The organism is Dactylosporangium sp. NPDC000521, from assembly GCF_042898305.1.
GTDB lineage: Bacteria > Actinomycetota > Actinomycetes > Mycobacteriales > Micromonosporaceae > Dactylosporangium.
Map to the genome: position 1 here is coordinate 456,782 of NZ_JBIAYW010000010.1, position 8,902 is coordinate 465,683.

Annotated in this window: 9 protein-coding genes, 1 tRNA gene and 1 riboswitch; of the genes, 7 read left to right on the plus strand and 3 right to left on the minus strand. The window is 68.4% G+C overall.

All coding sequences use genetic code 11. The features are described 5' to 3' along the window. The first annotated feature begins 3 nt into the window (after positions 1-3). A complete protein-coding gene (locus ACFY3L_RS32320) occupies positions 4-2,151 on the plus strand; it encodes a (Fe-S)-binding protein (RefSeq protein WP_389332493.1) in 2,148 nt (715 codons plus the stop codon). Between the two features lie 32 nt (positions 2,152-2,183). On the opposite strand, the gene ACFY3L_RS32325 is transcribed toward ACFY3L_RS32320, so the two are convergent. Further along, positions 2,184-2,417 (minus strand): hypothetical protein, encoded by a 234-nt coding sequence (locus tag ACFY3L_RS32325; RefSeq protein ID WP_389332496.1) that lies wholly within the window; start codon positions 2,415-2,417, stop codon positions 2,184-2,186. Positions 2,418-2,597: 180 nt separating this feature from the next. Here ACFY3L_RS32325 and ACFY3L_RS32330 point away from each other — a divergent pair, with 180 nt between their 5' ends. From ACFY3L_RS32330 to ACFY3L_RS32345, 4 genes are all read left to right on the plus strand, one after another. Next, positions 2,598-3,926 carry a hemolysin family protein gene (locus ACFY3L_RS32330; RefSeq protein WP_389332499.1) on the plus strand — a complete coding sequence of 443 codons (1,329 nt, stop codon included), beginning with the start codon at positions 2,598-2,600 and terminating at the stop codon, positions 3,924-3,926. Further along, positions 3,919-4,932 carry a hemolysin family protein gene (locus ACFY3L_RS32335; protein ID WP_389332502.1) on the plus strand — a complete coding sequence of 338 codons (1,014 nt, stop codon included), beginning with the start codon at positions 3,919-3,921 and terminating at the stop codon, positions 4,930-4,932. The genes ACFY3L_RS32330 and ACFY3L_RS32335 overlap by 8 nt, the downstream gene beginning before the upstream one ends. A gap of 50 nt (positions 4,933-4,982) precedes the next feature. Then, positions 4,983-5,795 carry a LamG-like jellyroll fold domain-containing protein gene (locus ACFY3L_RS32340; protein WP_389332505.1) on the plus strand — a complete coding sequence of 271 codons (813 nt, stop codon included), beginning with the start codon at positions 4,983-4,985 and terminating at the stop codon, positions 5,793-5,795. A gap of 96 nt (positions 5,796-5,891) precedes the next feature. Next, positions 5,892-6,024: riboswitch (cyclic di-AMP (ydaO/yuaA leader) on the plus strand. Positions 6,025-6,032: 8 nt separating this feature from the next. Continuing rightward, positions 6,033-7,004, plus strand: a complete 972-nt coding sequence (locus tag ACFY3L_RS32345; protein ID WP_389332508.1) for an NlpC/P60 family protein — start codon at positions 6,033-6,035, stop codon at positions 7,002-7,004. Positions 7,005-7,029: 25 nt separating this feature from the next. Here the strand turns inward: ACFY3L_RS32345 and dcd are convergent, their stop codons facing one another. Together dcd and ACFY3L_RS32355 are read right to left on the minus strand one after the other, a co-directional pair. Continuing rightward, on the minus strand, positions 7,030-7,608 hold the full coding sequence (gene dcd, locus ACFY3L_RS32350) for a dCTP deaminase (RefSeq protein ID WP_344508373.1): 579 nt from the start codon (positions 7,606-7,608) through the stop codon (positions 7,030-7,032). Positions 7,609-7,617: 9 nt separating this feature from the next. After that, entirely contained in the window at positions 7,618-8,091 is a 474-nt protein-coding gene (locus ACFY3L_RS32355; protein WP_389332512.1) for a MarR family winged helix-turn-helix transcriptional regulator, read from the minus strand. 48 nt (positions 8,092-8,139) lie between these two features. On the opposite strand from ACFY3L_RS32355, the gene ACFY3L_RS32360 reads away from it, so the two are divergent. After that, positions 8,140-8,646, plus strand: coding sequence for a pyridoxamine 5'-phosphate oxidase (locus ACFY3L_RS32360; protein ID WP_389332515.1), 507 nt, complete (start codon positions 8,140-8,142; stop codon positions 8,644-8,646). A 9-nt stretch (positions 8,647-8,655) separates the two neighbouring features. Next, positions 8,656-8,729: transfer RNA gene (locus tag ACFY3L_RS32365), tRNA-Gly, on the plus strand. Positions 8,730-8,902 lie beyond the last annotated feature (173 nt).

Below are 8,902 nucleotides of genomic sequence, written 5' to 3' on the forward strand. Positions count from 1 at the left end.
GGCATGGGCCCAGTGCAGATCATCGCGACCAGTGTCGCGGCGGTGATCACCGTCGTGGCCATCGCACTCGTGGTGCGCACCGTACGCCGGATGCTCTCCGTGGTGCGACTGGGTCAACCCGACCCGTCCCGGAGCGGCCCGCGCGGCCTGCGCCTCAAGACGATGCTCACGGAGACGCTCGGGCACACCAGGATGCTGCGCTGGACCGTGGTCGGCGCCGCGCACTGGTTCGTCATGATCGCATTCCTGGCGCTGTCGTCGCTGGTACTGGAGGCCTACTTCGAGGTCGCCGTCCCGGACCATGGCCTGCCGGTGATCGGCGCCTGGAACGTCTACGGCCTGGTCACCGAGTGGATCGGCGTGCTCGGCTTCATCGGCATCCTGGTCCTGATGGGCATCCGCCTGCGCAACCTGCCGGGCAACCCCAACCGCCGCTCCCGCTTCACCGGCTCGACGATGTGGCAGGCGTACTACGTCGAGTACACGATCCTCGCCGTCCTGCTCTGCGGCTTCTTCATCCGTGGGTTCAAGGCCGCCAACGACACCCTCGAGTGGCCCGTGTGGGCCGCGCCGGTCAGCCACGCGCTCGGCGCGGTGCTGCCCGCCAGCGCCGCCGCCGTCAGCCTCATCGCCATGCTGAAGATCGTCGTCTCGATGACGTGGGTCATCGTGATCGCCAGCAACATCACGATGGGCGTCGCATGGCACCGCTTCCTGGCGTTCTTCAACATCTACTTCAAGCGCGACCCGGGCCGCGCCGGCTCCGGTCTCGGCGGCCTGCGGCCGATGATGAGCGAGGGCAAGCCGCTCGACTTCGAGGAGGCCGACCCGGAGAAGGACCAGTTCGGCGTCGCGCAGGTCGAGCAGTTCACGTGGAAGGGCATCCTCGACTTCTCCACCTGCACCGAGTGCGGGCGGTGCCAGTCGCAGTGCCCGGCCTGGAACACCGGCAAGCCGCTCTCGCCGAAGCTGCTGATCCTGAGCCTGCGCGACCACGCCTACGCGAAGGCGCCCTACCTGCTGGCGGGCGGCCCGTCGGCGGCCGAGGAGGCGCTGGCCAAGGTCGACGTCCTCGCCCTCGCGGAGAAGGACCGGCCGCTGATCGGCGGCGTCGACGAGAACGGCGTCATCGACCCCGACGTGCTGTGGTCGTGCACCACCTGCGGCGCCTGCGTCGAGCAGTGCCCGGTCGACATCGAGCACGTCGACCACATCGTGGACATGCGCCGCTACCAGGTGCTCATCGAGTCCAACTTCCCGACCGAGGCCGGCGTGATGCTGCGCAACCTCGAGAACAAGGGCAACCCGTGGGGCGCCGCCCAGTCGACCCGTGAGGACTGGACCAAGGGCCTGGACTTCACGGTGCCGAACGTGGCCGACGGCGGCGACTTCGAGTACCTGTTCTGGGTCGGCTGCGCCGGCGCCTTCGAGGACCGCGCGAAGAAGACGACCCGCGCCGTCGCCACCCTGCTCAACGAGGCGGGCGTGTCGTTCGCGATCCTCGGCCAGGGCGAGACCTGCACCGGCGACCCGGCCCGCCGCATCGGCAACGAGTTCGTCTTCCAGATGCTCGCGCAGCAGAACGTCGAGACGCTCAACGAGGCCGGCGTCAAGAAGATCGTCGCGACCTGCCCGCACTGCTTCAACACCCTCGCCAACGAGTACGGCCAGCTCGGCGGCCACTTCGAGGTCATACACCACACGCAGCTGCTCGCACAGCTGGTCTCGGCCGGCAAGCTCACCCCGGTGCAGCCGGTCGACGGCGCCATCACCTACCACGACCCGTGCTACCTGGGCCGGCACAACCGCGTCTTCGCCCCGCCGCGCGAGGTGCTCGGCGCGGTGGCGTCCTCCCAGGACGACGCGGGCCTGGTCGAGATGGACCGCTTCGCGGAGCGCTCGTTCTGCTGCGGCGCCGGTGGGGCGCGCATGTGGATGGAGGAGCGGATCGGCAAGCGCATCAACGTCGAGCGCGTCGAGGAGGCGCTGTCGACCGGTGCGAAGACGGTCGCCGTGTCCTGCCCGTTCTGCCTGACGATGCTCGGCGACGGCGTGACCGGCAAGAAGGCCGCGGGCGCCGCTCCGGACGACGTCGAGGTCGTGGACGTGGCGTCGGTGCTGCTCCGGTCGCTGTCGTCCAGCAATTCTTGACAAATCGGACTTTTCGCCTTACGTTGCTGGGGTCAGCGCTGCCCGATGACGTTCATCGCCATCGCCAGCGCTACCAGTACCGCCGCCGCTGTCGCAACCACGCGGAGGCCGCGCAGGCTCTCCGACCACGCGGCCTTGCGCGCGCCCGGGACCAGCGCCTTCGTGCGGGTGTAGTCCATCCGGGCCCGCTTCGCCTTGGTGTTGGCGCTGCCGGCGGCGAACCCGGCGACGACTGCTATGAAGACACCGATCAGTGCCGCTCCCATACCGCCCTCCTTGGGTCGTTTGCACAGCATCGATGCTGCTTCGGGGTGCGAGAAGCCCCCGAAAGAGGGAGGGTGATCTACGCCTCTCGATATGGGTGACATTCGGGCGGGCCACCCCCAGCGGAGCCTGGGTTCACGTGGAACAATCGGCTGTCACCTCGAAGGGATCGTCGCGCGCGCGTGTTCACCACCCTGTTGCCCCTGCTGGCCTTCGCGCTGCTCACCGCGGCGAACGCAGGCTTCGTCGCGGCCGAGTTCGCCCTGGTCACGGTCGACCGGGCGGAGATCGAGCAGCAGGCCACCGCCGGCGACCGCAAGGCGCGCACCGTCCGGGTGGCGCTGCGTGAGCTGTCGTTCCAGCTGTCCGGCGCGCAGCTCGGCATCACCATCACCGCCCTGCTCGCCGGCTATCTCGCCGAGCCGGCCCTGGCGCACATCTTCGAGCCGCTGTTGAAGCCGGTCTTCGGCTCCATGACCAAGGGCGCCACCCACGTCGCCGCGCTGGTCCTGGCGACCCTGCTGTCGATGCTCTTCGGCGAGCTCGTGCCGAAGAACGCCGCGCTCGCCAAGCCGATGCCGGTGGCCAGGGCGACCGCCGGCCCGCAGCGCATGTTCTCCAAGCTGTTCTCCTGGCTGATCAGCCTGCTCAACGGCTCCGCCAACTGGATCGTGCGCCGGTTCGGCGTCGAGCCGCAGGAGGAGCTCGCCAGCGCCCGCTCGCCGGAGGAGCTCGGCCTGCTCGCGGCGATCTCGGCCCGCGCCGGCGCCCTGCCGCGGGAGACCGCGGTGCTGCTGCAGCGCACGATCCGCTTCGGCGACAAGCGCGCCGCCGAGGCGATGACCCCGCGGGTCGACGTCATCTCGCTGCGCGCCGACGCCACGGTCGCCGACCTGCTCGCCACGTCGGTGCAGACCGGGTACAGCCGCTTCCCGATCTATGTGCAGACGCTGGACCAGGTCACCGGCATCGTGACGGTCACCGACGCGCTCGGCGTCCCCCCGGTGCGCAGGCCCACCACGAGGGTCGGCGCGGTCGCGCGGGAGCCGGTGTTCGTGCCGGAGAGCCTTGACCTCGACGGTGTGCTGCAGGCCCTGCGCCGCGGTGGCTCCGACTTCGCGATCGTCGTCGACGAATACGGCGGCACCGATGGCGTCGTCACCGTCGAGGACCTGGTCGAGGAGCTCGTCGGCGAGATCGTGGACGAGCACGACATCGAGGAGGAGCCGACCACCGCGCACGGCATGCCCGATCTGACCGCCCCCGGCGACGAGCGCACCTTGCTCGTCGACGGCGTGCTGCGCGAGGACGAGCTGGCCGAGGTGACCGGCTTCCGGATGCCCGAGGGCCCGTACGAGACGCTTGCCGGCTTCCTGATGGCCCGCCTGGGCCGGATCCCCTCCGTCGGGGAGACCTGGAAGGAGGACGGCTGGGAGTTCACCGTCGTGGAGGTCGAGCGGCACCGGATCGAGCAGGTGCGCGTCGTGCGCCCGGAGGCCTACGATGAGTGACCTGCTGATCACGGTCCTGTTGCTGCTGGGCAACGCCTTCTTCGTCGCGAGCGAGTTCGCGCTGATCGCCTCGCGGCGCACGGTGATCGAGCCGATGGCCGCGACGTCCCGCCGGGCGCGCACCGCGCTGCGGGCGATGGGCGAGATCCCGCTGATGATCGCGGGCGCCCAGCTCGGCGTCACGATCTGCTCGCTCGGCCTCGGCGCGCTGGCCGAGCCGGCGCTCGCCCACGGGCTGCAGGAGCCGTTCGAGGCGCTGCACGTGCCGGAGCAGCTGATTCATCCCGTGGCCTTCATCCTGGCGCTCGGCGTGGTCGTGTTCGCGCACACCGTCGTCGGCGAGATGGTCCCGAAGAACCTGACCCTGGCGTCGCCGGAGCGGGCGGTGCTGTGGCTCGGGCCGCCGATGCTGGCGTTCTGCATGGTGTTCAAGCCGGTCCTGGTCGCCATGAAGTGGGCGTCCCGGGTGATCCTGTCGCTGTGGCGGATCGAGACGACCGGCTCCGTCAAGACCGTCTTCACCGCCGAGGAGCTCGCCGGCCTGGCCGCGCAGGCCACCACGGAGGGCCTGCTGGCGCCGGAGGAGCACGCCCGCATCACCGGCGCGCTCGCGCTGAGCCAGCGCACGGCCCGCGACGCGCTGCGGCGCTGGTCGGAGATCACGACCGTGGCGGAGGACGTGTCGCCGGCGTCGCTGGAGGTCCTCGCGACCCGGACCAACCGGTCGCGGTTTCCGGTCGTGGAGCGGTCGTCGCGGCGGGTGCTGGGCTTCGTGCACGTCAAGGACGTGCTCGGGTTCGTCGGTCCGCAGCGGCGGGCACCGATCCCGCTCGACCTGATCCGCCCGCTCGGCATCGTGCCGCCGACCAGGACCCTCGCCGAGCTGCTGCTGGCGATGCGCCGGGAGCGGCAACACATCGTGCTGGTGAGCGACGGCCGGGTGCCGATCGGCGTGGTCACGCTCGACGACGTGCTCACCGCGGTCGTCGGGCAATCTGTCCCCTGATCGTGTTTTACCGGGAATTCACCTTCCGGATTTCGGCATAATGTCCGGTTATGCGTACGTGGCTCCTCCTCCTGGCTGCGCTCGTGCCTGTCGCCGGCTGCGCTTCCCCCTCGCGGCAACCTGAAGAATCCGTGGCTTCGGCTCGGCCCTCACCCCGCCACGCCACGGTTTCCGGTGCCCCTTCCTCCCCGGCCGCGCCCTCGTTCGTCGCCGCCGCACCCTCGGCCGACGTCCTCCGGTACACCTTCGACAGCGGGATCACGGGGCCGGTGCTGGACAGCGCGGGCCGGCTCCCGCTGCGGATCCGCAGGGCCGGCGGCCAGCTGTCGGCCGTGCCGCACGCCGGCGGACTCGCGGTGCGATTTCCCCAGCCGTGTGAGCACTACGGTGCGGAGAGTTGCGCACGCGCCATCTTGCAGAGCGGCCCCGCGGAATTCCTCAATCCGGGCCGGGAGGAGTTCTCGTATGGTGCGAGTGTGCTCCTCGCGCCCAATGAGACTTCTAAAGGCGCCAATGTTCTGCAAAAAGGGTTCTCGGTCGGTGACAGTCAGTTCAAGTTGCAGGTGGACGGTGCGGAAGGGCGCCCCAGTTGTGTGATTGTCGGCGTGGGCGAACCTACCATTTACGTAGCCCTCGCATCGCTGAGCGTGGCTGACGGCCGGTGGCACCGGATCGAGTGCGCACGCAGTGACGCCCTGCTCACGGTGGCCGTGGACGGCAAGACCAGGGGCCGGTCGGCCATTCCTCCGTCACTGTCCATCGTGAACACGGATCCGCTCTGTATTGGCGGTAAGGGAACCAGTGCGAACAACGACCAGTTCGCCGGTGCAATTGATGACGTGTTCATCACTCGGGCGCCCTGACTTTTCGGTTAATTCGGACACTGGCTTGCCCCTCTGGGTCACTCGCCATACCGTAAATTCCGGCCGGATGGATGTCCGCACCCACCACGGGTGCGCCAGACGGCACCGCCGAGTCGATTTTTGAACCGGGGACCCACTGCGTCATCGGGGTGAATCCGCGATCTGCGGTAGGACGACCTTCCCGTCCGAACCCGTCAGCTAACCCGGTAGGCGGCTGGAAGAAGGAGTAACCCCTCGATGCGGCCCAACCGTCTGGTTCGGCTCCTCGTTGCCACGCTCGGCGGTCTCTCACTCGCCGTCGGGATCACCGGCCTCGCTCACGCGGACCCGACGCCCGCCGAGCTCGAAGCGCAGATCGACAAGAAGTGGAATGAAGTCGAGCCCATCATCGAGCAGCACAACCAGCTCAAGGGCGAGCTGAAGGCCAACCTGACGAAGCAGGCGCAGCTGAAGAGCCAGATCGACCCGCTACAGGCGCAGGTCGACGCCGCGCTGCTGCGGGTGAGTGCGTTCTCGGTCATGCAGTACAAGACCGGGCGGATCTCCAGCTTCAACGCGCTGATGACGACCGGCTCGCCCGACACGTTCGCCCAGCAGCTCGTCATGCTGAACATGCTGGCCAAGGACGAGGCCGAGGGCATCAAGGACGTTCTGGACAGCAAAAAGGTCCTCGACGACCAGAAGAAGCCGCTCGATGACCTGATCGCCAAGCAGAAGGCCGCCGAGGCGGAGATGGCGACGAAAGAGACCACGATCAACGCCGAGATCAAGACGCTCAACGACATGCGCACCAAGGCGTATGGCTCCAGCGGCGCGACCGGCGAGCTGCGCCCCGTCGCCTGCCCCGTTGAGTACTCCGGCGGCGACGCCGCGAAGGCCGCGCAGGTCGCCTGCCAGCAGATCGGCAAGAAGTACGTGTGGGCGGCCGAGGGCCCCAACACCTTCGACTGCTCAGGCCTCACGCTCTACGCCTGGAAGCAGGCCGGCCACACGCTGCGGCACTACACCAAGTGGCAGTACTCGGACACCAAGCGCGTCACCCGCGCCGACCTGAAGGCCGGCGACCTGGTCTTCTTCTACAGCGACATGCACCACATGGGGATGTACGTCGGCGGCGGCTGGATGGTCCACGCCCCGACCACCGGCGACGTGGTCCGCATGAAGAAGATCGACACGGCACCGATCTCCGGGTACGGCAGAGTGGCTTAGAGCTTCGGGACCTGGCCGCCGGCCCTTACGTCGTCGGCCAGGTCCGCCAGTTCTGGTGGGAGCGGCTCGCCGTCGGGCCGCGCTGGCCCTGATACCGGGAGCCGTACACCGCGGACCCGTAGGGATGCTCCGACGGCGAGGACAGCCGGAAGATGCACAGCTGCCCGATCTTCATCCCCGGCCAGAGCATGATCGGCAGATTGGCCACGTTGGACAGCTCGAGCGTCACGTGCCCGGAGAACCCCGGGTCGATGAACCCCGCGGTCGAGTGCGTCAGCAGCCCGAGCCGCCCCAGGCTCGACTTGCCCTCCAGCCGGCCCGCGAGCTGATCGCCGAGGCTGATCACCTCCAGCGTCGAGGCGAGCACGAACTCCCCGGGGTGCAGCACGAACGGCTGCCCGTCGTCGACCTCCACCATCGCGGTGAGATCGTCCTGCTGGATCGCCGGGTCGATGTGGGTGTACAGGTGATTGTTGAACACCCTGAACCACCGGTCGAGCCGCACGTCGATACTCGACGGCTGGACCAGGTCCTTGTCGAACGGCTCGAGCCGCAACTGGCCGTCGGCGAGCTCTTTGGTCAGGTCACGGTCGGAGAGCAGCACGTCCTGACCCTATGTGGTTTCGTCTGCGGCGCTCGAGGTGGCCCCTCGTACGGCCTCGATGACCCTCTTCGTGACTTCCAGGTCCTGCTCGTCGAACTCCGCGAGCGCCTCCCGGATGTGCCGCCCCAGCGGCGCGAAGAACGCCTGGGCCAAGGCCTTCGCCGGTGGCTGCATCACGAGGTGTACGCGACGCCGGTCCTCCGTGTCGTGCCGCCGCTCGATGTGCCCGGCTTTCGCCAACCGGTCCAGCAGCGCGGTCGTGGCCGCCGGGCTCAGCCGCAGCGTCCTGGCCAGCTCCCCGGGCGTCAGCGGCTGTTGCTGCTCCGCCGCCCGCCAGATGTACGCCACGGCGTTCATGTCCGTGCGGTGCAGCCCGTGCTGCCGGGTGAACACCTCCAGGAACCGATCGGCCTCGAGGTTGAAGCTTCTCAGCAGGTCGATCAGCTCGCCGCTCGCGTCACCCACCGGGTCATTGTCCTTCATTCGTGGAATCACACACTTTTCGTACACGTGTACGAGTAAATTGAGGGCATGGCGACGTGGGCAGAATTCTCCACGGCCGAGCCCCTGCTGGCGACGGCCATCCGCACTCTGATCTGCCAGTACGGCCCCGGCATGGGCTACCTGGCCACCATCCGCCCCGACGGAGGCCCCCGCGTCCACCCCGTGATGCCCGTCATCACCGACGAAGGCCTCTACTGCTTCATCCTCCCCTCCCCGAAGCGCCACGACCTCGACCGCGACGGCCGCTACGCGCTGCACAGCTTCCCCGCCGAGGACACCTCCGACGAGGCGTACCTCTCCGGCCGCGCCGCGCCCGTCATGGATCCCCTGGTCGTGGCCTCCCTGGCCCTCCAGATGCGAGCCGCGCAACGCGTGGACTGGAAGCTCTACGCCCTCACCATCGAGGTAGCGATGATCGTCCAGCGCGACTCCCCCCTCACCTCCACCAAGACCCTCTGGCGCGACCGCTTACCCCGACTTCCCAGAGCCCGCCGGAATGGTCCGTGCACGACGCCCGCGGATTCGGTACAGTAGGCGTCGCTCGCGGGTGTAGTTCAATGGCAGAACATCAGCTTCCCAAGCTGACAGTGAGGGTTCGATTCCCTTCACCCGCTCCACGACGAAGGCCCTGGTCAGGACGTAAGTCCAGCCAGGGCCTCTTGCATGTGCGGTCACTCGGACCTCGCTGCGGGCCACTAGGCCGTGTCTCTTGGATCTTGAGTTGGGATGATCTGTAGCGTCGGGGTTGTTACCCAGACGCTATGACTGCCCGATTCGAACTCACCGATGC